This window comes from Enterobacter sp. Cy-643 (genome assembly GCF_011752815.1).
Classification (GTDB): domain Bacteria; phylum Pseudomonadota; class Gammaproteobacteria; order Enterobacterales; family Enterobacteriaceae; genus Cedecea.
Genome location: NZ_VWWV01000003.1, coordinates 547,667 through 574,315, shown reverse-complemented (window position 1 = coordinate 574,315; position 26,649 = coordinate 547,667). Strand labels below are relative to the sequence as shown.

Here is a 26,649-nt window from a genome sequence, read left to right as displayed (position 1 = left end):
TGAAGAAAATGGATAACCTTTAATTCAAACACTGAGCAAGGAACGAACATGCAAGCGGCAACCGTTGTCATTAACCGCCGCGCTCTGCGACACAACCTGCAACGCCTGCGCGAACTGGCTCCGAACAGTCGCATGGTGGCAGTCGTGAAAGCAAACGCCTATGGGCATGGTCTGCTGGAGACCGCCCGCACTTTAGAAAATGCCGATGCTTTCGGCGTGGCCCGCCTGGAAGAAGCCCTGCGCCTGCGGGAAGGTGGCATCACTAAACCCGTTCTGCTGCTGGAAGGATTCTTCAATGCTGAAGACCTGCCGGCGATTGCCGCCCAAAACTTCCAAACGGCTATCCACAGCATTCAACAGCTTGAAGCGCTGGAGCAGGCCGATCTCAGCCAGCCCATCACCGTCTGGATGAAGCTGGACACCGGGATGCACCGTCTCGGCGTGCGCCCGGAAGAGGCAGAAGCTTTCTATCAGCGGCTGGTCGCCTGCAAAAACGTTAGCCAGCCGGTGAACGTGGTGAGCCATTTTGCCCGCGCCGATGAGCCTGAATCCGATGCCACGCCGCGCCAGCTCGATATCTTTAATTCTTTCACCGCGGGCAAGTCAGGGCAGCGTTCTATCGCCGCATCGGGCGGTATTCTGCTGTGGCCAGACTCGCATATGGACTGGGTTCGTCCCGGCATCATCCTCTACGGCGTCTCGCCGCTGGAACAAAAGCCGTGGGGTGAAGACTTTGGCTTCCAGCCAGTGATGTCTTTAACCTCGAGCCTGATCGCAGTTCGCGACCATAAAGCCGGGGAACCGGTAGGCTATGGCGGGACCTGGACCGCTGAGCGTGACACCTGCCTTGGCGTGGTGGCCATGGGCTACGGCGATGGTTATCCGCGTAGCGCACCGTCCGGCACCCCCGTGCTGGTCAATGGCCGCGAAGTGCCTATCGTGGGGCGCGTTGCCATGGACATGATTTGTGTCGATTTAGGCCCGAATGCCACGGATAAACCGGGCGATAGCGCGGTACTTTGGGGTAAAGGTTTGCCGGTCGAACGCATCGCCGAATATTCAAATGTAAGTGCTTACGAACTTATCACTCGCCTGACGTCAAGGGTTACAATGAAGTATCTGGACTGAGTGTCCTCGCCTGGTTTACAGTGGAAATCCGCGAACTGTAAACCAGGAGAACCTCACCGTGTTTCAAAAAGTTGACGCCTATGCTGGCGACCCCATCCTTTCCCTCATGGAACGCTTTAAAGTCGATCCGCGCAGCGACAAGGTCAACCTCAGCATCGGCCTCTATTACAATGAAGACGGGGTGATCCCGCAGTTACAGGCCGTGGCAGAAGCAGAAGCTCGCCTGAACGCGCAGGCTCACGGCGCCTCTCTCTATTTACCGATGGAAGGCCTGAACAGCTATCGCAGCGCCATTGCGCCGCTGTTGTTTGGCGCAAACCATCCGGCGCTGGTGGAAGGCCGCATTGCCACCGTGCAAACGCTCGGGGGTTCCGGTGCCTTAAAAATCGGCGCTGACTTCCTGAAAACCTATTTCCCTGATTCGCAGGTGTGGGTCAGCGATCCTACCTGGGAAAACCACGTCGCGATCTTCGAAGGCGCGGGTTTCGCCGTGAATACGTACCCGTGGTTCGACAGCGAAACCAACGGTGTGCGCTTTGAAGCACTGCTGGAAAAACTGAATACGCTGCCTGAACTCAGCATCGTGCTGCTCCACCCTTGCTGCCATAATCCAACCGGCTCCGACCTTACCGACAGCCAGTGGGATGCCGTCACGGAAATTCTTAAATCACGCAATCTGATCCCGTTCCTCGACATCGCCTATCAGGGCTTTGGCGCTGGCATGGAGCAGGATGCCTATGCCATTCGCGCGATAGCTTCCTCCGGGCAGCCGATGCTGGTGAGCAACTCCTTCTCTAAAATCTTCTCTCTCTATGGCGAACGCGTGGGCGGGCTTTCCGTGGTTTGCGAAGACAGCGATGCTGCAGGGCGTGTGCTGGGCCAGCTCAAAGCCACCGTGCGCCGCAACTACTCCAGCCCGCCGAACTTTGGGGCGCAGGTCGTGGCGACAGTTTTGAATGACGAGAAGCTGAAAGCCAGCTGGATTGCCGAAGTGGAAACCATGCGCGTGCGTATTCTGGAAATGCGCCAGGTGCTGGTGGAAGTCCTGACTAAAGCCGTGCCGGGACGCAACTTTGACTACCTGGTGAAACAGCGCGGTATGTTTAGCTACACCGGGTTAAGCGCGGCTCAGGCCGACCGCCTGCGCGAAGAGTTTGGCATTTACCTGCTCACCAGCGGTCGTATCTGCGTTGCTGGGCTTAATCACAGCAACGTTCAGCGCGTGGCGCAGGCGTTCGCTGCAGTAATGTAAGTGCTCGCCAACTTAATTTGTCTCCTTTTCCTCTCCCGTCCGGGAGAGGAAATTGCTCTCTCGTTCTGTGACCTTTCCTGTTTTCTGCGACATTAAACTGAAAAAAATCTTTGTCGATCGGTCCCCGGCGGGTATGGTCGGAAGGCTTTATGGCAAGGCTGCTCATTTTAACAACGATTAAAAACAGAAAATTAAAGGGAAAACAATGCGTAAGATCGCCCTGGCACTCAGTGCCGTCTGCCTGCTGGCAGGCTTCAATCACGCCGCTTTGGCAACCGAATCTGCACCCGCTCCGCTAAATCCTGGCGTCACCGTGGCGCAGCTGGCGCAGCAGGTGCCAATCCACTGGGTTTCCGTGGCGCAAATTGAAAATAGCCTGCTGGGCCGCGCGCCTATCGCCGTCGGGTTTGATATCGACGATACCGTGCTGTTTTCAAGCCCAGGCTTTTATCGCGGGCAAAAAGAGTTTTCTCCGGGTAAGCAGGACTACCTGAAAAATCCGGCCTTCTGGGAAAAGATGAACAACGGCTGGGATGACTTCAGCATGCCCAAAGAGGTGGCAAAAAGCCTGATCACCATGCACCTCAAGCGCGGTGACAGCGTGTACTTCGTCACCGGGCGCAGCCAGACCAAAACCGAAACCGTCACCAAAACCCTGCAAAGCGACTTCCTGATCCCGGAGCCGAGCGTCAATCCGGTGATTTTTGCCGGCGATAAAGAAGGCCAGAACACCAAAACGCAGTGGCTGAAAGAGAAGAAGATCAAAATCTTCTACGGCGATTCAGATAACGACATCACCGCAGCCCAGGACGTTGGCGCACGCGGCATTCGCATCCTGCGTGCCTCGAACTCCAGCTACCAGCCGCTGCCGAAAGCAGGCTCGTTTGGCGAAGAAGTTATCGTCAACTCTGAGTACTGATCCCACTGAGAAGAACGGCAGCTAATGTAAACTGGCTGCCGTTTTTTTAATCAATTATCTCGTCTGTTATCCGCTTTTGGCGCACACTTAATGCTGCCGCGAATGCTTCCGGTAAATATCCTGGACGAGGAAATTAAGATGACCCATTCGGATCTTTTAGAATACTGCATGAAAAAACCCGGCGCAGAGCAGAGCGTGCACAGCGACTGGAAAGCCACGCAGATCAAAGTCGGCGATGTGCTGTTTGCCATGGTGCATGCAGAGAACCAGCGCCCGGCCGTCTCCCTCAAAGCCACGCCCGATCTGGCAGAGCTTCTGCGTCAGCAGCATCAGGACGTTTTCCCCAGCGCCCATCTGAATAAGGCACACTGGAGCACGCTCTATCTGGACGGCGCGCTGCCCGGTTCGCAAATTTACTATCTGGTGGATGCTTCGTATCAGCAGGCGGTGGCATTGCTGCCTGAACAACTCAGGCAGCAATTGTCGGTTTGACTATTTCAGCTTCAGCAAGGGTTTGAGGAACCGCGCGGTATGAGATGCTTCGCAGGTGGCGACGGTTTCCGGCGTGCCGGATACCAGGATCTCGCCGCCGCCGCTGCCGCCTTCCGGCCCCAGGTCCACAATCCAGTCTGCGGTTTTAATCACGTCGAGGTTGTGTTCAATCACCACAATGGTATTGCCCTGATCCCTGAGCTGATGCAGCACTTCCAGCAGCTGTTGGATATCCGCAAAGTGCAGGCCGGTAGTCGGCTCATCGAGGATATACAGCGTCTGGCCGGTGCCGCGCTTAGACAGCTCACGCGCCAGCTTAACGCGCTGTGCTTCACCGCCTGACAGCGTGGTTGCCGACTGGCCAAGCCGAATGTAGGACAGACCCACGTCGATAAGCGTTTGTAGCTTACGCGCCAGCGCCGGAACGGCATCGAAGAACTCTCGGGCATCTTCAATGGTCATATCCAGCACTTCGTGAATGCTTTTGCCTTTGTACTTAATCTCCAGCGTTTCACGGTTATAGCGTTTGCCTTTGCACTGGTCGCACGGCACGTAGATATCCGGCAGGAAGTGCATTTCCACTTTGATCACGCCGTCGCCCTGGCAGGCTTCGCAGCGCCCGCCGCGCACGTTGAAGCTAAAGCGTCCCGGCGTATAGCCGCGTGAACGCGCTTCTGGTACGCCAGCAAACAGCTCGCGCACGGGGGTGAACACGCCGGTGTAGGTCGCCGGGTTGGAACGAGGTGTGCGGCCAATCGGGCTTTGGTCGATGTCGATGACCTTATCGAAATGCTCCAGCCCCTGGACCTCACGGTACGGTGCCGGTTCGGCGATTGTCGCCCCGTTCAGCTGGCGCTGGGCAATCGGGAACAGCGTGTCGTTAATCAACGTCGACTTGCCGGAGCCTGACACCCCGGTAATACAGGTAAACAGCCCCACCGGCAGCGTCAGCGTGGCGTCCTTCAGGTTGTTCCCCTTCGCACCGGAGAGCTTGAGCACTTTCGACGGATCGGCGGCAACGCGCTTTTTCGGCACCGCAATTTCGCGTTTGCCGCTCAGGAACTGCCCGGTCAGGGATTCCGGCACCGCAATAATGTCTTTCATGGTGCCTTCCGCGACCACCTGGCCGCCGTGCACGCCCGCGCCAGGGCCAATGTCGATAATATGGTCGGCGGCGCGAATGGCGTCTTCGTCGTGCTCAACCACAATCACGGTGTTGCCGAGGTTACGCAGGTGAATCAGCGTTTCCAGCAGGCGCTCGTTATCGCGCTGGTGCAGGCCGATGGACGGCTCATCCAGCACGTACATCACGCCAACCAGCCCGGCGCCAATCTGGCTTGCCAGACGAATACGCTGGGCTTCACCGCCGGACAGCGTTTCCGCCGAACGGGAGAGGGAAAGGTAGTTCAGGCCGACGTTCACCAGGAACTTCAGGCGATCGCCGATCTCTTTCAGTACTTTTTCCGCGATTTGCGCCCGCTGGCCGCTGAGCTTCATGTTCTGGAAGAATTCCATCGCATGGCCGATGCTCATGTCGGAAATCGTCGGCAGCGCGGTGTTTTCCACAAACACATGGCGCGCTTCACGGCGCAGGCGCGTCCCTTCGCAGCTGGTGCAGGGGCGGTTGCTGATGAATTTCGCCAGCTCTTCGCGCACGGCGGAAGATTCGGTTTCTTTATAGCGGCGCTCCATGTTGTGCAGCACGCCTTCGAACGGATGGCGGCGCACGGAGGTGTCCCCACGATCGTTCATGTACTTGAATTCGATAGTTTCTTTGCCCGAGCCGTGCAGGACGACTTTCTTCACCGCGTCGGTCAGCGCGTTCCACGGGGCTTCCACGTCGAACTTATAGTGATCGGCCAGCGAGCGCAGCATGGTGAAGTAATAGAAGTTACGGCGATCCCAGCCACGGATAGCGCCACCGGCCAGCGACAGCTCGCCGTTTTGCACCACGCGATCGGGATCGAAATATTGCTGTACGCCCAGACCGTCGCAGGTTGGGCAGGCGCCGGCCGGGTTGTTAAAGGAGAACAGGCGCGGTTCCAGTTCGCGCATGCTGTAGCCGCAGACCGGGCAGGCAAAGTTGGCGGAGAACAGCAGCTCTTCCGCTTTTTCATCGTCCATGTCGGCGACAACCGCAGACCCGCCGGACAACTCCAGCGCGGTCTCAAACGACTCGGCCAGGCGCTGGGCGATGTCTTCACGCACCTTAAAGCGGTCGACGACCACTTCAATGGTGTGCTTCTTCTGCAGCTCTAATTTTGGCGGATCGGACAGGTCGCAGACTTCCCCGTCGATACGCGCGCGGATATAGCCCTGGCTGGCCAGGTTTTCCAGCGTTTTGGCGTGTTCGCCTTTGCGATCTTTAATGATCGGCGCGAGCAGCATCAGGCGCTTGCCTTCCGGCTGCGCGAGCACGTTATCCACCATCTGACTGACGGTTTGAGCCGCGAGCGGGATGTCGTGATCCGGGCAGCGCGGTTCGCCTACGCGGGCGTAAAGCAGACGCAGGTAGTCATGAATTTCCGTGATGGTGCCGACGGTGGAACGTGGGTTATGGGACGTGGATTTCTGTTCAATAGAAATCGCAGGGGACAACCCTTCGATATGATCGACGTCCGGCTTCTCCATCAGCGACAGGAACTGACGCGCGTAGGCCGAAAGGGACTCAACGTAGCGGCGCTGCCCTTCTGCGTACAGGGTGTCGAATGCCAGTGAGGATTTGCCTGAACCCGAAAGCCCGGTGACAACAATCAGTTTGTCGCGCGGGATGACGAGATTGATATTTTTGAGATTGTGGGTGCGGGCGCCCCGAACTTCGATCTTATCCATTCACCTTTCCCGGAATAATGACTGCATGCGCCTGGTATGTATGTAGAGAGACAACCGACGGCCAGAAACGGCTAATTATGACACAATAAAACCTGAATGAATATCCAGTGTTTTAATGAAACGAGCTATACTTAGCCGACATTCTTGAATGTCCCTCGCAGCTATAAACATTGTGGGTGGCATAGTGTAGAATCCCCGGTTTAGACTATTTAAAAACGTTTCAGGAGACACGAACATGGCCAGCAGAGGCGTAAACAAGGTGATTCTCGTTGGGAATCTGGGTCAGGACCCGGAAGTACGCTATATGCCAAATGGGGGCGCTGTCGCCAACATTACACTGGCCACGTCAGAGTCCTGGCGTGATAAGCAAACCGGCGAAACCAAAGAAAAAACCGAGTGGCACCGCGTGGTGCTGTTCGGCAAACTGGCCGAAGTGGCCGGTGAATACTTGCGTAAAGGTTCTCAGGTTTACATCGAAGGCGCACTGCAAACCCGTAAATGGACCGACCAGGCTGGTGTAGAAAAATACACCACCGAAGTCGTGGTAAACGTGGGTGGCACCATGCAGATGCTCGGCGGCCGTCAGGGCGGCGGTGCACCGGCAGGCGGCAACGGCGGCCAGCAGCAGGGCGGTTGGGGTCAGCCTCAGCAGCCTCAGGGCGGCAACCAGTTCAGCGGCGGCGCGCAGTCTCGCCCGCAGCAGCAGAGCGCGCCAGCGCCATCTAACGAACCACCAATGGATTTCGACGACGATATCCCATTCTGATCCCCTCAGGGTGTAAACCTGTACGTGACGAACAAATAAAACCCTGCCTGGCAGGGTTTTTTTCTATTATAAGGCGGTATGAAATCTGCCGGACAGGCGACCCTCGGATAAGGAAGATGCCGTGGCATTTTTAGGTTTTGTCAGTGAGAGAGCGTGTCGGCGTCAGGCGGACGCCACGCCATGGCTGCCTTCATTTAGCTTTTATGAAAAGCATCACTCCCCGCCTATTGAAGGTACGCCTGAAGCCATTATTCAGGCCGTTCTGGCGCTGAATATGGAAGACGATCCGGTTATCCGTCGGCTACTCCGTTTGCGCCAGCTCCCTCGCCGCCTGCGCCGGGCGTTGTTTAAGTCAGAGAGCACGGAACCAGCCGATACCTTCGGGTTTGGCTCTTTCACTCTGCTGCATCAAAGCAGCCAGGAAGTCTCTTTTGGTTTGGCCGGGCGTTTCTGGCGACCGTTGCTTGACGTCGAGTCTCTGAAAGATGCCGAAGCCTTCAAGCATTTTGCCGACTCACGCGCGGCTAAGCTGGTCTTGCGCTTTGATGTCACGCCTGAGAACAACGGCTCGGCGGTATTACGTACCGAAACCTTTGTCTATTGCCCAACGCCCCGCGTGAAAGCCCTGTTCGCTCTCTATTGGATGCTCATTCGTCCGGCCAGTGGCTGGATCAGGCGGCGCACGCTACTCTCTATCCAGCGAAAGCTGGCGGCAGACACTAATCACAGGTCAGGCAATGACAGACAAAATTGATGGCGTTCTGCGCCCCGAGCACATTATCCCGTTCCCTGATTCCATCAGTGAGGAGGCACAGGCTGCTCTGCGTCGCCAGGTTGACGAGAACGGTGTGCCCCACAACGTGCAATTTGCGATGCCATCCCACACCGATGGTGAAGCCTGGAAGCAGATTCAGGCCACTTCGGCGGCCTGGTATGCCGAAACCATGAAATCCAGGCCAGCGAGCGATGAGCCAGAACCACAAACACTGCAGATTGAGCAGGCTACGGTGCATATTGCTACGCCCGGCGCGCTGTCATCGGAGTATCACGTTCTGGTGGATCTCCACGGCGGGGCGTTTACCTTTGGCGGGAGTGAAGCCTGCAAGGCCAGTGCCAGCACCCAGGCTGTGCAGTATGGGCTCCGTTGCTACAGCGTCGATTACCGCATGCCGCCCGAGCATCCTTATCCGGCTGCACTGGATGATTGCCTGGCCACATACCGTTACCTGCTGGAGCGCTATGCCCCGGAAAATATCGTGATTGCCGGGCGTTCGGCTGGCGGTAATCTGGCCGCTGCGATGGTACTGCGGGCGCGTGATGAAGGCTTGCCGTTGCCAGGTGCCTTAGTGCTGCTGTCCCCGGAGGCAGATCTGACCGAGTCCGGCGACAGCTTCCAGGTGAACCAACTTGTGGATGTGGTACTGCCGGGATCGTTGAGGGAAAACAACCTGCTTTATGCCGCGGGCGCTGAGTTAACGCATCCTTATCTTTCGCCGCTGTTTGGCGACTTTACCCGTGGTTTCCCGGCTACAATGATTCAAAGCGGCACGCGGGATCTATTCCTGTCGAATGCGGTGAGGCTGCACCGGGTGTTGAGAAAAGCGAACGTTGAAGCCGAGCTGCACGTCTTTGAGGCGATGCCGCACGGTGGATTTATGGGAACGCCTGAAGACAGAGAGCTGGTGGACGAAGTGGCGAAATTTATTCGCCGCCAGCTCAGGCTGGAGAACTAAAAGCAATAAAAAAAGCCGGAGGCGATTGCTCGCTTCCGGCTTTTATTCATTCGTAAAAATTACGCGTTCAGCAGCGGCTCTGCAGTTTTCTCCACCAGCGCCAGCAGGACTTTGACGTCCTCCAGGGTGACGGTTGGGTTCAGCAGGGTCAGCTTCAGGCAGGTCACGCCGTTATGCTCGGTCACGCCAACGTTCGCGCGGCCAGACTCCAGCAGCGCATCGCCTATTTTCTGGTTCAGCAGCGCGATTTCCGCATCGCTGCGGCCAGCCAGGCTTGCCGGGCGGAAGCGGAACAGCACGCTCGCCAGCTGAGGCTGCATTACCAGCTCCAGAGAAGCGTGGTCAGCCACGTAGGCCGCCACATTCTTCGCCATGGTCACGCCGTGATCGATGATTTCGGCGTACTGCTTCTGCCCCAGCGCTTCCAGGCCCATCCACAGCTTCAGAGCGTCAAAGCGACGGGTGGTCTGCAGCGACTTGGACACCAGGTTCGGTACGCCTTGCTCTTCGTCAAACTCGGAGTTCAGGTAGGCCGCCTGGTAACGCATCAGCTCGTAGTGGCGAGCATCTTTCAGCAGGAACGCGCCGCAGCTGATGGTCTGGAAGAACTGCTTGTGGAAGTCCAGGGTAACGGAATCCACCAGTTCCAGGCCGTTCAGGTAATCACGATACTTCTCGGACAGCAGCAGCGCGCCGCCCCAGGCTGCATCAACGTGTACCCAAATCTGGTGCTCTGCGGCCAGCTTCGCGATGTCACGCAGCGGATCAATAGCGCCTGCATCGGTCGTACCGGCAGTGGCGACGATAGCCATGATCTGCTCGCCTTTCGCTTGCGCCTGGGCGATTTTAGCCGCCAGGTCGGTAACGTCCATGCGGGCAAACTCATCGGTTTTCACCAGCGTGACCGACTGGTAGCCCATGCCCATCAGCGCCATGTTTTTCTGCACGGAGAAGTGGGCATTTTCAGAGCACAACACTCTGATTTTACGGATATCACCGGTCAGACCATCCTGCTGCACAGAGTGGCCCTGACGCGCAAAGTAAGCGTCACGCGCCAGCATCAGGCCCATCAGGTTGCTCTGGGTCCCACCGCTGGTGAACACGCCCGCATCGCCAGGCTGATAACCGACCTGCGCGCGCAGCCATTCGATCAGCTTCATCTCAATGATGGTCGCCGACGGGCTTTGGTCCCAGGAGTCCATGCTCTGGTTGGTGGCGTTGATCAGCACTTCTGCGGCCTGGCTAACCACCAGGCTTGGGCAGTGCAGGTGCGCCACGCACTGCGGGTGATGCACCAGCAGGCTGTCTTTTAAGAAATACTCAATCGCGCGTTCAATCGCGACCTGGTTGCCCAGGCCCTGAGGATTGAAGTCGAGCTGAATGCGTTCTTTCAGCTCGGCGACGGTTTTGCCCTGGTACATCTGGGGCTGCTGCAGCCATTCCACTACGGCCTGGCTGGTCTGGGCGATCGCCTGCTGGTATTCCTCAATGCTCTGGGCAGAGGAGGCCAGAATCGGGTTAGATCGGGACATATTTATTACTCCAGTCAGACAGCTTTTGCGCCAGCGGCTAACAAGGCTTTTTCAAATTTACTCAGGAAGATTTCCAGCTCGTCGTCGCTGATCAGCAGGGACGGCAGCAGGCGCAGCACGCAGCCGTTACGGCCACCGCGCTCCAGAATCAGGCCCGCTTCGAAGCATTTTTTCTGAATCAGAGCAGACAGCGCGCCGTCAGCCGGGTAGCAACCCATGTGATCCTGTGCTTCTTCTGGCTTCACGATCTCAATGCCGAGCATCAGGCCCAGGCCGCGAACGTGGCCGATAGCCGGGTAGCGTTTCTGCAGATCGTACAGTTTGCCTTTCAGCCATTCGCCCTGAGCGGCAACTTTGTCTGCGACTTTGTTGTCTTTCAGGTACTTCAGGGTGGTCAGGCCGGTGGCCATTGCCAGCTGGTTGCCGCGGAAGGTGCCGGTGTGGTGACCAGGTTCCCAGGCATCTATCTCTTTTCTCAGGCCCAGTACGGCCAGCGGCAGACCGCCACCAACGGCTTTGGACATCACGATGATGTCTGGCTCAATGCCAGCGTGTTCGTAGGCGAACAGCTTGCCGGTACGGGCAAAGCCAGCCTGAACTTCATCGATGATCAGCACGATGCCGTGCTCTTTGGTCACTTTGCGGATGCGCTGCAGCCACTCTGCAGGCGCCGGGTTCACGCCGCCTTCGCCCTGAACCGCTTCGAGGATCACGGCCGCAGGTTTGCGCACGCCGCTTTCAACGTCGTTGATCAGGTTGTCGAAGTAATAGGTCAGCGCTTTCACGCCCGCGTCGCCGCCAATGCCCAGCGGGCAGCGGTATTCGTGCGGGTATGGCAGGAACTGCACTTCCGGCATCAGGCCGTTGATGGCCGCTTTCGGAGACAGGTTGCCGGTCACGGACAGCGCGCCGTGGGTCATCCCGTGGTAGCCGCCGGAGAAGCTGATTACGCCGCTGCGGCCGGTATGTTTCTTAGCCAGCTTGATAGCGGCTTCTACTGCGTCCGCGCCGGATGGGCCACAGAACTGCAGGCAGTACTCTTTACCCTGGCTCGGCAGTAAAGAGAGCAGGTATTCTGAGAACTCGTCTTTTAACGGCGTAGTCAGATCCAAAGTATGTAACGGCAAGCCGCTGGTAATGACGTTTTGGATGCTTTGCAGGATGTCAGGGTGGTTATGGCCAAGCGCCAACGTGCCCGCACCGGCCAGACAGTCAAGGTAACGGTTACCTTCCACGTCGATGATCCAGGCGCCCTGGGCTTTGGCTATAGCGAACGGTAATTTGCGCGGGTAACTTCTGACATTCGATTCGAATTCAGCCTGTCGTGCCAAATAGGTTTCGTTGGTAGCGTTTGCAGATTTTGCATCTAAAGTATCAATACGGACTTTATCCGTCATCATATCTCTCCTACAACCGTCGGCATGAGCGCAGCGGCTGAATTAAGTAAACAATACTCGTCATGCTTCAAGTTGAAACTCGAATTATCCAGAGTATAGGTATCGGTTAGGGTGCATAAAACGCCGCCAATATATGGCTTTTTACCCCCCCGCTCAATCATTAATTTTTTCCGATTTTTTTAATTTAAAATCAATGGATTGAAGACTCTTTTGACGGGTATCCAGACATCCGATCTCTCAACTATTGGCAATGGCAGGAAAAAAAGCCCTCTGAAAGGCCTAATTTGGCGTATTAAAACGGTCTGGAAAGACCAGGTTTTGCTGGATAGAAATAATTAACAACAAAAAATTACCCTGGGACATTGATTGGCAACGGGGGTTGCACTTTTTACCCGTAAACCTGGGGCCTGTTCAGTTTCAGCGGCAAAAAACGCCCACCTGTTTTTCGATAATGTCTGCCAGGCAATCCCGAATCGGGTTAGGTTCAGATGATGCCCGCGGTAGGCAGATGCCTAACGAAGGGAGGGTGGGAAGGTTCTGGATCACCGGAAGATCGGCAGGTTTTCCTACCTGCGTTCTGGGCGTCACGCCTAATCCGGCTCGTGCCGCTGCCCACAGGCCGTTCAGACTGCTGCTGGTAAAGGCTATCCGCCAGGGGATCCCCGCACAATCCAGTGCCTCAATGGCGTGGCGACGTAAAATACAGGGGGCATCAAAAACCACTAAAGGCAGCGGCTGCCCATTGGCAAGGCACTTCTCTATCTGCTCGGGGATGCCCATCCAGTGCAGCGGGATTTTACCTGTCTCATTTTTTACGGAAGCCGATGGCGTTTGCCAGAGTAAGGCTAAATCCAGCTGTGAATGGTTGAGGGCGGATTCCAGCTCTGCATTTCGTGCGATACGTGCTTCAAGGATGACGGCGGGGTGGGCGCGGCTAAATGAACCAAGAACCTCGGTTAACAGACCTTCACCAAAGTCCTCCTGAAACCCTACCCGCAGAAGCCCGCTCAGCTGCGTGTCGGCCACCGCGGCCATTGCGGCATCGTTCAGCTCCAAAAGGCGTTTTGCATAACTCAACACAATTTCACCCGTCGGCGTCAGCGCCAGGCCCCGGCCTGATTTTTTGACGACCGGCCTGCCGACCTGCTCCTCCAGTTTCTTCAGCTGGGCGCTGACCGCTGAGGTTGAACGCCCCAGCCGGTCCGCCGCCTGGGCAAAGCTGCCGAGTGCCATGCCGGTAACAAAGGTGCGTAGAACGTCGAGATCTAAATTCGTCATGATTATTGTCCTGAAAATCAGGATTGTTGGTTAAAAAATATCTGATTTTTAGAATGATACTCGATGAGTATGCTCAGGTTGTCAACAACAGCCGGGAGGTCCCATGGGTGAAACATCACACGACATTCAGCGGGTTTTGAGCCGGGCGCCAAAACTCGCCAGCATAAGCAATGACTTGTTATTCCAGGATATCTGGGAAAGACCAGAGCTGAATAAACGCGATCGCAGCCTGATCACCGTGGCGGCGCTGCTGGCGCTGTACCGGCTGGAACAGCTGCCGGTTCATCTCGATTTAGCGCGCAAAAATGGCGTCAGCGATGAGGAATTAACTGAGCTGATTACCCATCTGGCTTTTTATGCGGGCTGGCCTGCTGCCCACAGCGCGCTAAAGGTGCTGGATAAGCTGATCGTCGGATGCAGTAGGGAGGAGCAATAAATGCCGGTACTTCATGTCACCTTATTAAAAGGAAAAACGGAGGCCTGGCTGGCGGCGGTTTCATCCAGCATACAGCGGGCGCTGGTGGCGGCATTTGATGTGCCGGAGGCGGATCTGTTTCAGGTTTTTCACGAGCAAGATAAATCAGCGTTGCGGTTTGATCGCCATTATATGGCGGGGCCACGCAGCGATAGCTGGCTTCTGATTGAGATAACGGCCGGTAAGCCTCGGAGTATTGAGACGAAGCAACGTTTTTACCGGGTTATTACCGAACAACTTGCCGCGTCACCGGGCATTCATCCCAACGACGTTATGGTCGTCATTCGCCATAACAATGCTGAGGACTGGTCGTTTGGTGGAGGCAAGGCGAGTTTGCTCGCGGAGTAAGATCTACTCCTTAAAAGCGCTGGGCGCGGGGGAGTCATCGCTGTATATTTCCATACACAACGATCATAAGGACTCCCGCCGTGAACCGATTTACCCGCCGCCTGACGCTGGGCGCATTATTAGTACTTTTCCCGCTCGCCGCGCTGGCGAACCGCACGCTCACCGACCAGCTTGGCCGCCAGGTCACGATCCCCGACGAGGTTAACCGCGTTGTGGTGCTCCAGCACCAAACGCTCAACCTGCTGGTGCAAATGAACGCCACCGATAAAGTGGTTGGCATTCTGGCGAACTGGAAGCAGCAGCTCGGCAGCGGCTACGCTCGCCTGGCCCCGGAGCTTGAGCACAAAGCTCAGCTAGGGGATTTAACCAGCGTGGACACCGAAAAGCTGGTGGCGCTGCACCCGCAGGTCGTGTTTGTCACCAACTATGCGCCGCAGGAGATGATCGACGGCATTAGCAAACTCGGTATCCCGGTTATTGCGATCTCGCTGCGTCACGACGTGCCGGGCGAACAGGGCAAGCTGAACCCGTCGATGGGGGACGAAGAACAAGCCTACAACCTCGGCCTGAAAGAAGGCATCGTGCTGATTGGCGAAGTGGTTAATAAAGAGAAGCAGGCCAAAGCGCTGATCGACGCCACTTTTGCCGAGCGCAAGCTGGTCAGCGATCGCCTGAAAGATATTCCGACCAGCCAGCGGGTGCGTGCTTACATGGCCAACCCCGACCTGACTACCTACGGCTCCGGGAAATATACCGGCCTGATGATGGCTCACGCGGGCGCGTTGAACGTGGCGGCGTCGACCGTAAAAGGCTTCAAGCAGGTGTCGATGGAGCAGGTGATCGCCTGGGATCCGCAGGTGATCTTCGTGCAGGATCGTTACCCCAAAGTGGTGGATGAGATCGTCAGTAAACCCGAGTGGCAGCCGATCGACGCGGTGAAAAACCGTCAGGTCTGGCTGATGCCGGAATACGCCAAAGCCTGGGGCTATCCGATGCCGGAAGCGATGGCGATTGGCGAACTGTGGATGGCGAAAAAACTGTATCCCGCCAGATTTAAAGACATCGACATGAAGAAAGTGGCCGACAGCTGGTATCAGCGTTTTTACCGAACCCACTATGAAGGCGTGGAGTAATGGCCTTACAGATTTTGGCGGCGGGAAGCCTGCGGCGGGTCTGGCAGCCGCTTATGGCGCAGTTTGAGCAGGAAACAGGCCTGCAGACAGAGACGCAGTTTGGGCCTGCGGGCCTGCTAAGGGCGCGTATAGAAGCCGGTGAAAACTGTTCGCTGTTTGCGTCGGCAAACATGGCGCACCCGCAAGCGCTGCTGGAGCAGGGCAAAGCGCGGGCGGTTCAGCGGTTTGCCGGGAATGCCCTTTGCCTGACGGCGGCGGCGCACTGCGTGGCTGAGCAAAGTACCTGGCTTACGCTATTGAGCGATCCGGGGCTACGTATTGGTACGTCCACCCCGGGCAGCGATCCGTCCGGGGATTATACCTGGCAGTTCTTTGCCAGATTTGAAGCCGAATTTGGCATCGCCCTGCAGTCGCGAGCCTTAGCGCTGGTCGGCGCGGCGGACTCGCAGGCCGTGCCCGACGGCAGGCTTGCGGCGCAGTGGATTATTGCCAGCGGGCTGGCCGATCTGATGATTGGTTACCGAAGCTATGCCGCTGCGCTGCAGGCTCACCGTGAACTACGGGTATTTGAGATCCCAGAGTCCTACAATATTCAGGCCGATTATGGGCTGGCGGTGCGCGACGAAAGGGCGGAACCGCTGCGGGCGTTCCTGGTTTCGGACGCAGCGCGGCAAACACTGTGTAATTACGGGTTTGTCGCCTGAAAGTAAAAAAACCGCCGATGAAGGCGGTTTTTTTAATGCTTCTCAGCCTGTTAAGGCATCATCGTCGGCCACTCGGGTGGCATTCTGGCGATGATCTCGACCAGCCCCGTTTTAAACGACGCCCAGATAACCGGGAAGTCGCCGAGCGTGAGACCCAATAAACCCATGGCAAACCAGCAGGATGCGGCAATCCCCAGCCCGCTGCTTACCACGGCTAAGGCCCGATAATCCGAGCGGCGAAACTGAATATTCAGGCTGCTTGCCAAAAACATCAAAACCGCACTGAACAGTGGCCAGCGCATGAGCATTACGCCGGTGGTGATTGTTGCCATGGAGCTTGTTCCTCAAAAACTGCAATTTAATTTTCTGTTGCACTGATAATGTGAAGTGTATCACTTTTGTGTGTTTAATCACCAGTGCCGTGGTGGTTTTTTGCGCGGTTTTGAGATCGGGGAGGGGGGTTTTTTAGGAAAATCATGGCGCCGATAGCGTGAACATTTTGTTTATCTGACGTTTACCACAATTTCGTTTAAATAATCATTCCCTGCTGCTTTAACTCCAGAAAAACTCATATTAACGCGGTGGGTTAAATCTTAAGCTAAACAGCATCCGGGTTCCTCTTATCTCATTGTTGCGCAAATTAATTTCCGCAGAGTTAACGGCTGAAGACTATTGCTAAAGCGGACTTTATGATGCAACGTAATCGGCGGTCATCAGGTTGTTCTAATAAAGCATAAAACAGGCGCATAAAAGCAGAGACGTGTGGGCATCATGGTGAAACGAATTTATCTCAAGGCGTTGCGTACCTCAGGGTTTGTCCTGATCGTTTGCCTGCCGATAATGCTGGCGATCTATTTTGCCCATGTTCGCGCCACCAGCGACACCCAGCAGCATCTGCACTCTTTTGGCAAACTGGTGATGGAAAAAACGGAAATTGTCATTAGCCATGTTAATGAGGCGCGCAGCGAGGCGGAACGTTTTTCAGGGGAAATATGCAGCCCCCGGCATATGGCAAATATGCTGGATGTTGTTCGCGGTAAACTTTTTGTCGCCGATTTAATTTACGTCAGCGGCGATAAGCTGCTGTGCTCGACCAGCTACAAGCCGATAAAACCGCTGCCAGCGCCGCTTCCTTCTTATACCCGTAAACCGGATGTTGCCATTTATTATTATCTGGATACGCCGTTTTATGCCGGACATAAAATGACCTACATGCAGCGTGGGCATTATATGGCGGTCATTAACCCGCTGACCTGGTCAGAAGTATTATCCGAAGATGGCTCGCTGATTTATGGCGTGTACGACACCGTCACCCGCAGCTTTTTCTCTTTAAGCCCGGGGGCCGACAGCGACCTGCTGCACAGTTTTATTCTGCGTAAAGAGAAAGCGTTTACCGAGGATAATCGTTTTTACACCGTCGACCAGTCGGCTAAAAGACCGATTGCGGTGATTGTTTCCACGTCAGAAACCTTGTTTAACCGCCAGTGGTATCACCAGCTGACGCTGACGCTTCCATTGGGCGTTATTTGCAGCCTGTTGATATTAATTATGTGGTCCCGAACCCGTCAGCAGTTAAATTCCCCGCGCCGGTTGCTTTTAAGAGCGCTGGCTAAAAAACAGCTCAAACTTCACTACCAGCCGATCATTGATATTCAGAACGGCTATTGCGTGGGGGCGGAAGCATTACTGCGGTGGGTGAATTTTAACGGACAAACCATCAGCCCCGGGACGTTTATTCCGCTGGCAGAGTCCGAAGGGTTGATTCACAAAATATCGGACTATGTGGTTGATGCGGTATTTAAAGATTTTGGTGAATTTCTTGCCGACCATCCAGGGCTTTATATTTCGATTAATCTTTCGGCGTCTGACTTTCACTCTTCACGCTTAATAACCGTACTTTCAGAACGGATTAAAACCTACAATATTCGTCCGGGACAGATAAAAATTGAAGTGACCGAGCGGGGGTTTATTGACGTTGAAAAAACCAGACCGTTTATTCAGGAGTTCCGCAATGCAGGCTTTAAAGTTGCCATTGACGACTTTGGCACCGGGTATTCGAATCTGCATAACCTGCAGTACCTGAACGTCGATATTTTAAAAATCGACAAAAGCTTTATTGATTCTCTCGCCAGCGAGCGGGCCAGCCATTTACTGGTGGAACACATCATTGAAATTGCCCACAGCCTGAATTTAACGACAATTGCAGAAGGGGTTGAAACCGAAGCGCAGGTGGCATGGCTGGTGGATCACGGCGTGGAGTATTGCCAGGGCTGGTATTTTGCGAAGGCGCTGCCTCCGCAAGAGTTTATCGCCTGGCTATATACGCCAGGCGGGATCCCTGTTCGCAAGGCTTCAGTTGCTCGCGATCCACTGCTTTAAAGGAACGACCCATTCAGGATTAGGGCGGAAAAATGCCCCGTGCTGCTGGCCGGTAGAGATCTTTATCTCTTTAAAATGAACGATCCCCGGACTGTGGTTAACAATCGTCTGGCAAGAACCGACTTCATCCGAGGCTTCATAAATGGAAAGCACATTACCGTACAGGCGATTGTGGGCGTCATCCTGAATGGAATGTGTACATCCCGCCAGAATGGCGACGTTGAGCGTCTTATTCTGCAATTTGCTTGCCGCCAGAATGGTAATTTCACCGCCGCGCGAGAAGCCGACAAGCGTAATATTCTTAGCCGGGACGCCGCTGGCAATCAGCGTATTCACATCATGCTTTAGCTTGTCGGCGTAGCGATCTGGCTGAGTGTCTTTGGCCCTGTGATAAGCAATCAGGTTGTAGCCATCATCGCTGAGCTTCTCTTTTACCGCCGGAAAATCGTAAACGCCCCACTGCGGTTTGTTCGGATTACTTGGCCGGTCAGTGTTCCCCTCTAACACCTTGCCATGCGTATAAAAAACGTATTTTTGTTTCGGGTTAACGTTGTCCGGGAATTCGGTATAAACGGTCGCAGCCTGCGCGGCCATTGAAACAAACCCGATGGCCAAAATGGCGAAACTTAACTTTTTCACTCCCACTCCTGTTGGTTTTCTTATGCCTGATGGCGGTAATCCGTTGGGGTGCGGTCAAACTCACGGCGGAACACGCGGGAGAAAGTTTGCTGCGAAACATAACCGTAGTCCATCGCGATATCAAAAATGGGGCGTTGGGTGGTGCGTAGCGCCGTGGCGGCCATCAACAGGCGGCGCTGACGGATGTATTCACCCAGCGTCTGGTGCATAACGGTGCGGAACATTCGCTGCAAGTACCACTTTGAATAACCTGATTTTTTCGCCACCACGTCGATGTTCAGCGGCTGGTCAATATGTTCATCAATCCATTCAGTCAGCGTATAAATGATGTCCTGGTGAGCCATGAGTCGTCCTCATTTCCGGGTTAGCTAGTTTCATTGCCAGGGAGTATAATTCCTCAAGTTAACTTGAGGTAAAGAGCATTATGGAAAAGAAATTACCCCGAATAAAAACGCTGTTAACCCCCGGAGAAGTGGCGAAGCGCAGCGGCGTGGCCGTCTCTGCGCTTCACTTTTACGAAAGCAAAGGTCTGATCAAAAGTACGAGAAATGCAGGCAATCAGCGGCGTTATCAGCGTGATGTGCTGCGAACGGTGGCGATAATTAAAATTGCGCAGCGCATTGGCATTCCGCTGAGCACCGTTGGAGATGCGTTTGGTGTCCTGCCCGACGGGCATTCAATCAACAAAAACGACTGGAAGAAGCTGTCATCGCAATGGCGCGAGGAGCTGAACCACCGCATTGCCACGCTGACCGCGCTGCGTGACGAACTGAATGGCTGTATTGGCTGCGGCTGTTTATCGGGGGCGCAATGCCCGCTGCGTAACCCTGGAGACAAGCTGGGCGAGCAGGGTACCGGCGCCAGGCTGCTGGAAGATTGAAAATTATCTTTCAAACATAAAACTAAAGCGCCACAAGGGTGCTAAAGACGGCTAACAAAGAGGGAAAAAGCGTGGTTTTTCCCTCTTTGTTGTTATTAGCCGAAAATCAATGAATTGATTTTCCCGGTTTATTAATGGCGTCTTCAGTAGCTGCATTGCTTAACAGAGATCATCCGTTGCCATATAAAACTAAAGCGCCACAAGGGCGCTTTAGTTGTTTTCCGGTCTTTGTCTTTCGCTCTATCCCGTTCTGACAGGAGGGTTTCCCCCGACGTCGGCACCCCTCGATAACGCTTACACATATCTACGTACACACTTCACTGACTTTGGAGGTTCCGGTCTGCACCGACAATTTAAGTGTAGGCCTGTCCCTTCACTTTGCAAGGTCAATTGTTCTTTTTTTGTTCATTTTTTTGACATGTGATTCGTGTACGGCTTTCCTATAGTTATTCCATCTGGCTAAACAGAGGGTTATCTCATGCTCACGGTCCATCACCTCAATAACTCCCGTTCCCAGCGCGTACTCTGGATGCTGGAAGAACTGGCGCAGCCCTATCAGATCGTGCGTTACCAGCGGGAACCCAACATGTTTGCCCCGGAAGCGCTAAAAAAAATCCATCCGCTGGGCAAATCTCCCGTCGTGGAAGATAACGGCCATATCCTGGCGGAATCAGGCGCTATTCTTGAATACCTGCAGGAAACCTACGACAGCGAAAACCACCTGAAGCCGCAGGATATGAATGACAAAATCCAGTACCGCTTTTGGCTGCATTACGCCGAAGGGTCGCTGATGCCGCTGCTGTTAATGAAGCTGGTGTTTGGCCGTCTCGGCAAAGCCCCGGTGCCCTGGCCGCTGCGCCCGGTGGGCAAAGCGCTGGGGCAGGGCGTGCAGAAAGCCTGGTTGAATAAGCAGCTCAGTACCCATGCCCGCTTTATTGAAGATCGCCTGAGCCAGCACCCGTGGTTCGCCGGGCAGCAGTTTAGCGCGGCAGATATTCAGATGAGTTTCCCGGTGGCCGCGCTGCTGGCGAGAGGGGAAGTCAACGACATGCCGCACACCCAGGCGTGGATGAAAAACGTGCAGACGCGACCCGCCTGGCAGCGAGCATTAAATCAAGGCGGCCCGTTTGAAATCCCCGGGGCATGATCGCCGCAAAAGCAAAGCGAGGAAAACCAGCCTAACTTTTTTGCGTTTTTGTTGCGAAATTGCGCATTGACGATAACGTTTGCGCACCCTAAGGCGAATAATTCATCAGCTGAGCATATTTTCCGCGAAAATCGCAAAAGTTAAGTTGAAAATCCCGTCAGGATGGCTGGATAATCGTTTGCCTTAAATTTGATACACCGATTTGTCCGTGTGGAGTTAAACGATTGCTTTTTTGTGACACCCCTTTTGTCACAATCGTAGCGCAGGGAGACAACGTTTAACTGGCAGCGGGTTGTCCACCACCCGGACAAACGTCATTCTAAAAATCTCAGGGGATTTTTCACTATGTCTACACCTTCTCCTCGCGCCGGCGGTTCGCTCGACGCCTGGTTCAAAATTTCTGCACGTGGCAGCACCGTGCGTCAGGAAGTTGTCGCCGGTCTGACAACCTTCCTCGCTATGGTTTACTCGGTGATCGTTGTGCCGGGGATGCTCGGCAAAGCCGGGTTCCCACCGGCGGCGGTCTTTGTGGCCACCTGCCTGGTGGCGGGCGTGGGCTCCATCGTGATGGGCCTGTGGGCGAACCTGCCGCTGGCCATTGGCTGCGCTATCTCGCTGACCGCCTTCACCGCCTTTAGCCTGGTACTCGGCCAGCACATCAGCGTGCCGGTTGCGCTGGGTGCGGTGTTCCTGATGGGCGTTCTGTTCACCCTTATTTCTGCTACCGGCATTCGTAGCTGGATTTTGCGCAATCTGCCGATGGGCGTGGCGCACGGCACCGGGATTGGTATCGGCCTGTTCCTGCTGCTGATTGCCGCGAACGGCGTCGGCCTGGTGATTAAAAACCCGCTGGACGGGCTGCCGGTTGCGCTGGGCCATTTCGCCAGCTTCCCGGTGATCATGTCGCTGATTGGCCTCGCGGTGATCATTGGTCTGGAAAAACTGAAGGTCCCGGGCGGCATTCTGCTGACCATTATCGGCGTATCCATCGTTGGCCTGATCTTCGACCCGAACGTGCATTTCTCCGGCATTTTCGCTATGCCGTCGCTGAGCGATGACAAAGGCAACTCGCTGATTGGCAGCCTGGATATCATGGGCGCGCTGAACCCGATCATTCTGCCAAGCGTGCTGGCGCTGGTGATGACCGCCGTGTTTGACGCTACCGGGACTATCCGCGCGGTAGCCGGTCAGGCAAACCTGCTGGACAAAGACGGCCAGATCATCGACGGCGGCAAAGCGCTGACCACCGACTCCCTGAGCAGCGTGTTCTCCGGCCTGGTGGGCGCAGCCCCGGCAGCGGTTTATATCGAATCTGCCGCGGGTACCGCCGCAGGCGGCAAAACCGGCCTGACGGCAATCACCGTTGGCGTGCTGTTCCTGCTGATCCTGTTCCTGTCTCCGCTCTCTTACCTGGTACCGGCATACGCCACGGCACCTGCGCTGATGTATGTTGGCCTGTTGATGCTGAGCAACGTCGCTAAAATCGACTTTGCGGACTTCGTGGATGCGATGGCGGGGCTGATCACCGCGGTGTTCATCGTGCTGACCTGTAACATCGTGACCGGGATCATGATCGGCTTTGCTTCTCTGGTGATTGGCCGCGTAGTGTCCGGTGAATGGCGCAAGCTGAACATCGGCACCGTCGTTATTGCCGTTGCGCTGGTGGCGTTCTACGCCGGCGGCTGGGCTATCTGATTTTCAATTCGTGCGGGTTGCGCTCTGTAACCCGCCGCTTTCGCCCGGTTCGGGCATTTCCGGTTCCAATGTGATGCAAAAAGTTGTTTTATTATTAAAACAACCGCTAAGAGTGACGCTTCAAATCACACATCACGTTCAGGGAAAACATGGAAATTTTCTTCACAATCTTAATTATGACCCTCGTGGTCTCCCTCTCTGGGGTGGTAACACGTATGTTGCCGTTTCAGATCCCACTGCCGTTAATGCAAATCGCCATCGGGGCGCTGCTTGCCTGGCCTCACTTTGGCTTACACGTTGAATTCGACCCTGAGCTGTTCCTGGTGCTGTTCATTCCGCCATTGCTGTTTGCCGACGGCTGGAAAACGCCCACCCACGAATTTCTCCATCATGGCCGCGAAATTATTGGCCTGGCGCTGGTGCTGGTGCTGGTCACCGTGGTCGGGATCGGCTTCCTGATTTACTTCCTGGTACCGGGTATTCCGCTGGTGCCTGCTTTTGCGCTGGCTGCCGTGCTGTCACCGACGGACGCCGTGGCGCTGTCCGGGATTGTCGGCGAAGGGCGGATTCCGAAGAAGATCATGGGGATATTGCAGGGCGAAGCGTTGATGAACGACGCCTCCGGCCTGGTTTCCCTGAAGCTTGCGGTGGCGGTCGCCGTGGGAGCGATGGCCTTTAGCGTTGGCGGAGCCTCGCTGGAGTTCTTCAAAGTTGCCATTGGCGGCCTGCTGGCGGGGATTGCGGTCAGCTGGCTGTACGGCAAATCACTGCGTCTGATGAGCCGCTGGAGCGGCGACGAACCCGCCACCCAAATCCTGCTGCTGCTTCTGCTGCCGTTCGCCTCTTATTTGATTGCTGAACATATCGGGGTTTCCGGTATTCTGGCGGCGGTGGCCGCGGGGATGACCATTACCCGTTCCGGCGTGCTGCGTAGCGCCCCGCTGACCATGCGACTGCGGGCGAACAGCGTCTGGGCGATGCTGGAGTTTGTGTTCAACGGCATGGTCTTCCTGCTGTTGGGCCTGCAGCTGCCGGGCATTCTCGAAACGTCCGTTGCGGCGGCTAATGCCGATCCAAACGTTGAGCTATGGATGCTGTTCCTCGACGTCGCGATGATCTATTTTGCCCTGATTGCGGTGCGTTTCCTGTGGCTGTGGTCGATGAAGCGCCTGAGCCTGCGTTTTATGAAAAAACGCCCGCTGGAGTTTGGCGCCTTTACCACGCGCGAACTGTGCATTGCCTCTTTTGCCGGCGTGCGCGGGGCCATCACCCTGGCCGGTGTGCTTTCTATTCCGCTGCTGCTGAATGACGGCACGCCTTTCCCGGCGCGCTATGAGCTGATTTTCCTCTCCGCAGGCGTGATCCTGTTCTCGCTGTTTGCCGGGGTCATCATGCTGCCGATTCTGCTGCGAAACGTTGAAGTGGGGGATAAATCTCTGGCGCGTAAAGAAGAGCGGCTGGCCCGTTCCGCGACGGCAGAAGTGGCGATTGTCGCTATCCAGAAAATGGAAGAGCGCCTGGCCGCGGACAGCAAAGAGAACATTGACGACCAGCTGTTGAAAGAGGTGAGTTCGCGAGTTATCGGGAATTTGCGCCGCCGCGTAGACGGGCGTAATGACGTCGAAAGCAGCGAGCTTGAAGAGAACCTTGAGCGCCGCTTCCGCCTGACGGCGCTGCGTTCAGAGCGCGCCGAGCTTTACCACCTGCGCGCCACCCAGCAAATCAGCAACGAGACTCTGCAAAAACTCCTGCACGATCTCGACCTGCTGGAAGCGCTGCTGATCGAGAAAGAGTAATCCCGCTAGTTCTGGCCGGTTTCAACCTCCGGCCAGAACTCTCTGCAGCAATCAATCCACGCCTGCGCGCTTTGCGAAATATAGACCCCTTCACGCCAAATCATCCCTAACTGCCAGCTTAGATTACTGTTCAACGGCAGCCACATTAGCGTGGTCTGGTCGAGCTTGCGGCAAATCGGCTCCGGCAGCACGGCAATTCCCACACCGCCCTGAACCATCGCCGCCAGGAAATCCCACTGCCCGCTGCGCACCGCAATGCGTGGGGTAAAGCCGCTGTCCGCAAACAGCTGCATCAGCTGGCGGCTAAGGGAGAAATCTTCGTTGTAGATAAGCAGCGGGTGCTCCGCCAGCTCAGCCGGGTCAACGCTGGTGCGGCCAGGCCAGGGGCCGGAGCGAGGCACCAGCACGCAAAGCGGATGGCGGAACAGCGGCATTACGGTCAGCGCACCTTCGTCTTCCACAGGGATGGCCGTTATCGCGAGATCGAGGTCGCCGTTAAGCACCGCCTGCTGCACCGTCAGCCCGCCGAACTCGGAAATCTTGAACTCCACGCCGGGGTAACGGTGCTGATACACGCCTATCGGGCCGGTCATCAGCGTGCCGACCATTGGCGGAATGCCGAGGCGCAGCACGCCGTTGGTGAGCTGCTTGATATCGCCCAGCTCGGCTTCGAGCTGGCGAAACTCTGCGAGGATAGCCAGCCCGCGCTGGAACACCACCTGGCCGGTGTCGGTCAGCAGCAGACGGCGGCCGTCGCGGATCAGCAAAGTACAGTTCAGCTCATCCTCGAGATTACGCAGCATTTTGCTGATGGTGGGCTGCGTGACGAACATCTTCTCCGCCGCCCGGGTGAAGCTCTGCTGGCGGACGACTTCAACGAAATAACGCAGCGTTCTGATGTCCATAACTATTCCCGTTAACTATACCTGCAATGATTTTAATTCATTTCAGTAGCGATGAACCGCTCTCTATAATCGGGGCTGGTATTTTTTCTGGAGCACCGATCATGGCATTGGCGTTAGGCCGTTTTACGCCTGCTGTAATGCATAGCCTGCGTGTCCCCGTGCAGGTTGCGCTGTACGCCGGACTTTTTGTTTTTGCCGAACAGTTGGTCACGTGGGGGCATCTGCCGCTGCCCGCGAACCTGGTGGGGATGTTGCTGCTGCTGGCGCTAATTGTGTGCCGCATCGTGCCGCTAAAATGGGTCAGGGAAGGGTCGAAATGGCTGCTGGCCGAGATGCTGCTGTTCTTCGTCCCGGCGGTCGTGGCCGTGGTGAACTACTCGCAGCTGCTGATGGTGGAAGGCTGGCGCATTTTTGCCGTGATTGCGGTCAGCACCGTGTTGGTACTCGGCAGTACGGCCTTTGTGGTGGAAAAAGTCTACCGCTTTGAGCTGGCGCGCGAAGCCCGCAGGCAGTGCCGCAATGACTAACTTTGAGCTCAGCGTGCTGTGCCTGGTGGTCACGCTGGTGTTCTACTTTGCCAATAAACGCCTGTATCGCCGTTTTCGCAAACTGCCGCTGATGCCGCTGGTTTTTACGCCGGTGCTGCTGGTGGGGATGCTCGTCTTCGGCCATATCTCCTACAGCAACTACATGGGAGAGGCGCACTGGCTGCTGTGGTTACTTGGGCCTGCCACCATTGCCTTTGCGGTGCCGGTTTATGACAACCTGAGAGTGATAAAACGCCACTGGATGTCGCTTTCTGCGGGCGTGCTGACGGCCATGATAGTCGCGGTGACCAGCTCGATTTGGCTGGCCCGCTTATTTACCCTGCCGGACGGCATTCAGCGCAGCCTTGCGGTGCGCTCCATTACCACGCCTTTTGCCCTGGCGGCCGCTAAGCCCATCGGCGGCGAGCCAGAGCTGGTGGCGCTGTTTGTGGTGATCACCGGCGTGTTCGGGATGGCGGTAGGCGACGTCCTGTTTCTGCGCCTGTCGATCAGGGAAGGGATAGCTAAAGGCGCCGGTTTCGGCGCGGCTTCTCACGGCGCGGGTACCGCTCGCTCTTATGAGCTGGGGCCGCAGGAAGGGGTGATTGCCAGCCTGGTGATGATGCTGTCCGGCGTAGTGACGGTACTTGTCGCGCCGCTGGTTAGCTGGCTGATGTTTTAACTTACCGGGG

General features: G+C 55.9%; 26 protein-coding genes. 18 read left to right on the top strand and 8 right to left on the bottom strand.

Going from position 1 to position 26,649, the window contains the following annotated elements; genetic code table 11:
• The first annotated feature begins 48 nt into the window (after positions 1-48).
• The 4 genes from alr (at position 49) to F3J29_RS15790 (ending at position 3,791) form a co-directional block, all read left to right on the top strand.
• On the top strand, positions 49-1,128 hold the full coding sequence (gene alr, locus F3J29_RS15805) for an alanine racemase (protein WP_166867446.1): 1,080 nt from the start codon (positions 49-51) through the stop codon (positions 1,126-1,128).
• A 58-nt stretch (positions 1,129-1,186) separates the two neighbouring features.
• Complete coding sequence (locus tag F3J29_RS15800) at positions 1,187-2,380, top strand: amino acid aminotransferase (RefSeq protein ID WP_166867444.1); 1,194 nt, start codon at positions 1,187-1,189, stop codon at positions 2,378-2,380.
• Positions 2,381-2,585: 205 nt separating this feature from the next.
• On the top strand, positions 2,586-3,299 hold the full coding sequence (gene aphA / locus F3J29_RS15795) for an acid phosphatase AphA (protein ID WP_039289349.1): 714 nt from the start codon (positions 2,586-2,588) through the stop codon (positions 3,297-3,299).
• Between the two features lie 138 nt (positions 3,300-3,437).
• Positions 3,438-3,791, top strand: a complete 354-nt coding sequence (locus F3J29_RS15790) for an MmcQ/YjbR family DNA-binding protein (RefSeq protein ID WP_166867442.1) — start codon at positions 3,438-3,440, stop codon at positions 3,789-3,791.
• Here the strand turns inward: F3J29_RS15790 and uvrA are convergent, their stop codons facing one another.
• On the bottom strand, positions 3,792-6,623 hold the full coding sequence (gene uvrA, locus F3J29_RS15785) for an excinuclease ABC subunit UvrA (RefSeq protein WP_166867441.1): 2,832 nt from the start codon (positions 6,621-6,623) through the stop codon (positions 3,792-3,794).
• A gap of 235 nt (positions 6,624-6,858) precedes the next feature.
• Here uvrA and ssb1 point away from each other — a divergent pair, with 235 nt between their 5' ends.
• The 3 genes from ssb1 to F3J29_RS15770 all read left to right on the top strand — a co-directional run bounded on the left by ssb1 (position 6,859) and on the right by F3J29_RS15770 (position 9,122).
• Positions 6,859-7,389: a single-stranded DNA-binding protein SSB1 gene (ssb1, locus tag F3J29_RS15780; RefSeq protein ID WP_008455813.1), complete on the top strand. Its 531-nt coding sequence runs from the start codon at positions 6,859-6,861 to the stop codon at positions 7,387-7,389.
• A gap of 121 nt (positions 7,390-7,510) precedes the next feature.
• Positions 7,511-8,143 (top strand): hypothetical protein, encoded by a 633-nt coding sequence (locus F3J29_RS15775; protein ID WP_166867439.1) that lies wholly within the window; start codon positions 7,511-7,513, stop codon positions 8,141-8,143.
• Positions 8,127-9,122, top strand: a complete 996-nt coding sequence (locus F3J29_RS15770; RefSeq protein ID WP_166867437.1) for an alpha/beta hydrolase — start codon at positions 8,127-8,129, stop codon at positions 9,120-9,122. Before F3J29_RS15775 ends, F3J29_RS15770 begins: the two co-directional genes overlap by 17 nt.
• Positions 9,123-9,181: 59 nt before the next feature.
• On the opposite strand, the gene F3J29_RS15765 is transcribed toward F3J29_RS15770, so the two are convergent.
• The 3 genes from F3J29_RS15765 to F3J29_RS15755 all read right to left on the bottom strand — a co-directional run bounded on the left by F3J29_RS15765 (position 9,182) and on the right by F3J29_RS15755 (position 13,329).
• The gene (locus tag F3J29_RS15765; protein ID WP_166867435.1) at positions 9,182-10,654 is read right to left on the bottom strand and encodes a pyridoxal phosphate-dependent decarboxylase family protein; all 1,473 of its coding nucleotides are present in this window, start codon (positions 10,652-10,654) and stop codon (positions 9,182-9,184) included.
• A 14-nt stretch (positions 10,655-10,668) separates the two neighbouring features.
• On the bottom strand, positions 10,669-12,054 hold the full coding sequence (locus F3J29_RS15760; protein ID WP_008455804.1) for a diaminobutyrate--2-oxoglutarate transaminase: 1,386 nt from the start codon (positions 12,052-12,054) through the stop codon (positions 10,669-10,671).
• Positions 12,055-12,468: 414 nt separating this feature from the next.
• Positions 12,469-13,329 (bottom strand): LysR substrate-binding domain-containing protein, encoded by an 861-nt coding sequence (locus F3J29_RS15755; protein WP_166867433.1) that lies wholly within the window; start codon positions 13,327-13,329, stop codon positions 12,469-12,471.
• Positions 13,330-13,432: 103 nt separating this feature from the next.
• On the opposite strand from F3J29_RS15755, the gene F3J29_RS15750 reads away from it, so the two are divergent.
• The 4 genes from F3J29_RS15750 to modA all read left to right on the top strand — a co-directional run bounded on the left by F3J29_RS15750 (position 13,433) and on the right by modA (position 15,989).
• Entirely contained in the window at positions 13,433-13,765 is a 333-nt protein-coding gene (locus F3J29_RS15750) for a carboxymuconolactone decarboxylase family protein (RefSeq protein WP_166867431.1), read from the top strand.
• Positions 13,766-14,152 (top strand): tautomerase family protein, encoded by a 387-nt coding sequence (locus F3J29_RS15745; RefSeq protein WP_166867429.1) that lies wholly within the window; start codon positions 13,766-13,768, stop codon positions 14,150-14,152.
• An 80-nt stretch (positions 14,153-14,232) separates the two neighbouring features.
• Positions 14,233-15,285: an ABC transporter substrate-binding protein gene (locus F3J29_RS15740; protein WP_166867427.1), complete on the top strand. Its 1,053-nt coding sequence runs from the start codon at positions 14,233-14,235 to the stop codon at positions 15,283-15,285.
• Positions 15,285-15,989, top strand: a complete 705-nt coding sequence (gene modA, locus F3J29_RS15735; protein WP_166867425.1) for a molybdate ABC transporter substrate-binding protein — start codon at positions 15,285-15,287, stop codon at positions 15,987-15,989. Before F3J29_RS15740 ends, modA begins: the two co-directional genes overlap by 1 nt.
• 50 nt (positions 15,990-16,039) lie before the next feature.
• On the opposite strand, the gene F3J29_RS15730 is transcribed toward modA, so the two are convergent.
• A complete protein-coding gene (locus F3J29_RS15730) occupies positions 16,040-16,321 on the bottom strand; it encodes a YjcB family protein (RefSeq protein WP_166867423.1) in 282 nt (93 codons plus the stop codon).
• Positions 16,322-16,760: 439 nt separating this feature from the next.
• Here F3J29_RS15730 and pdeC point away from each other — a divergent pair, with 439 nt between their 5' ends.
• Positions 16,761-18,368 carry a cyclic di-3',5'-guanosine monophosphate phosphodiesterase PdeC gene (pdeC, locus tag F3J29_RS15725; RefSeq protein ID WP_166867421.1) on the top strand — a complete coding sequence of 536 codons (1,608 nt, stop codon included), beginning with the start codon at positions 16,761-16,763 and terminating at the stop codon, positions 18,366-18,368.
• Here pdeC and F3J29_RS15720 read toward each other — a convergent pair.
• Positions 18,342-19,007: an alpha/beta hydrolase gene (locus F3J29_RS15720; protein WP_166867420.1), complete on the bottom strand. Its 666-nt coding sequence runs from the start codon at positions 19,005-19,007 to the stop codon at positions 18,342-18,344. The genes pdeC and F3J29_RS15720 overlap by 27 nt on opposite strands.
• 20 nt (positions 19,008-19,027) lie before the next feature.
• On the bottom strand, positions 19,028-19,351 hold the full coding sequence (gene soxS, locus F3J29_RS15715; protein ID WP_008455787.1) for a superoxide response transcriptional regulator SoxS: 324 nt from the start codon (positions 19,349-19,351) through the stop codon (positions 19,028-19,030).
• An 80-nt stretch (positions 19,352-19,431) separates the two neighbouring features.
• On the opposite strand from soxS, the gene soxR reads away from it, so the two are divergent.
• The 4 genes from soxR (at position 19,432) to F3J29_RS15695 (ending at position 24,525) form a co-directional block, all read left to right on the top strand.
• A complete protein-coding gene (gene soxR, locus F3J29_RS15710) occupies positions 19,432-19,887 on the top strand; it encodes a redox-sensitive transcriptional activator SoxR (protein WP_008455786.1) in 456 nt (151 codons plus the stop codon).
• A gap of 478 nt (positions 19,888-20,365) precedes the next feature.
• A complete protein-coding gene (locus F3J29_RS15705; protein WP_166867418.1) occupies positions 20,366-21,034 on the top strand; it encodes a glutathione S-transferase family protein in 669 nt (222 codons plus the stop codon).
• Positions 21,035-21,379: 345 nt separating this feature from the next.
• Positions 21,380-22,729 carry a guanine/hypoxanthine transporter GhxP gene (gene ghxP, locus F3J29_RS15700; RefSeq protein WP_166867416.1) on the top strand — a complete coding sequence of 450 codons (1,350 nt, stop codon included), beginning with the start codon at positions 21,380-21,382 and terminating at the stop codon, positions 22,727-22,729.
• A 149-nt stretch (positions 22,730-22,878) separates the two neighbouring features.
• Complete coding sequence (locus tag F3J29_RS15695; protein ID WP_166867414.1) at positions 22,879-24,525, top strand: Na+/H+ antiporter; 1,647 nt, start codon at positions 22,879-22,881, stop codon at positions 24,523-24,525.
• Between the two features lie 5 nt (positions 24,526-24,530).
• Here the strand turns inward: F3J29_RS15695 and F3J29_RS15690 are convergent, their stop codons facing one another.
• Positions 24,531-25,430, bottom strand: a complete 900-nt coding sequence (locus F3J29_RS15690) for a LysR family transcriptional regulator (RefSeq protein ID WP_166867413.1) — start codon at positions 25,428-25,430, stop codon at positions 24,531-24,533.
• Between the two features lie 101 nt (positions 25,431-25,531).
• Between F3J29_RS15690 and F3J29_RS15685 the strand changes: the two genes are divergently transcribed.
• Positions 25,532-25,957: a CidA/LrgA family protein gene (locus tag F3J29_RS15685; protein ID WP_166867411.1), complete on the top strand. Its 426-nt coding sequence runs from the start codon at positions 25,532-25,534 to the stop codon at positions 25,955-25,957.
• Positions 25,950-26,639, top strand: coding sequence for an LrgB family protein (locus F3J29_RS15680; RefSeq protein ID WP_166867409.1), 690 nt, complete (start codon positions 25,950-25,952; stop codon positions 26,637-26,639). Before F3J29_RS15685 ends, F3J29_RS15680 begins: the two co-directional genes overlap by 8 nt.
• Positions 26,640-26,649 lie beyond the last annotated feature (10 nt).